Genomic DNA, 262 nt, shown 5'->3' with positions numbered 1-262 from the left:
AGGCTGACACTCTCAAAACCAGCAGCGGCGGCTTTGATGCATACACTTGCAAGCCAAGTAGGCCGGCACAATTCAGTAGTTGCCTCTTATGGCACTTTAGCTGAGCTTCTTGGTGTCTCACAAATGACTATTCGTCGTGCTGTGACAGTTCTTACTGAGGGGAACTGGGTTCAAGTCAATCGTATTGGTGGAGCGGGAACATCAAACGTCTACACCTTAAACGACCGTGTAGTTTGGGCAGAAGCACGAAACGGACTTCGAT

1 protein-coding gene is annotated in these 262 nt (G+C 49.2%); it reads left to right on the top strand.

Annotated elements, in window-relative coordinates; genetic code table 11:
* Positions 1–36: 36 nt before the first annotated feature.
* A partial coding sequence (locus HBA93_RS21760) for a DeoR family transcriptional regulator (RefSeq protein WP_221724634.1) occupies positions 37–262 on the top strand: 226 nt, incomplete at its 3' end.

It is taken from the genome of Ochrobactrum sp. SFR4, assembly GCF_019730395.1.
In the GTDB taxonomy this organism is placed as follows: Bacteria; Pseudomonadota; Alphaproteobacteria; order Rhizobiales; family Rhizobiaceae; genus Pseudochrobactrum.
Note: the sequence above shows the minus strand (reverse complement) of the source record. Positions and strands in the feature narration are given on the sequence as shown.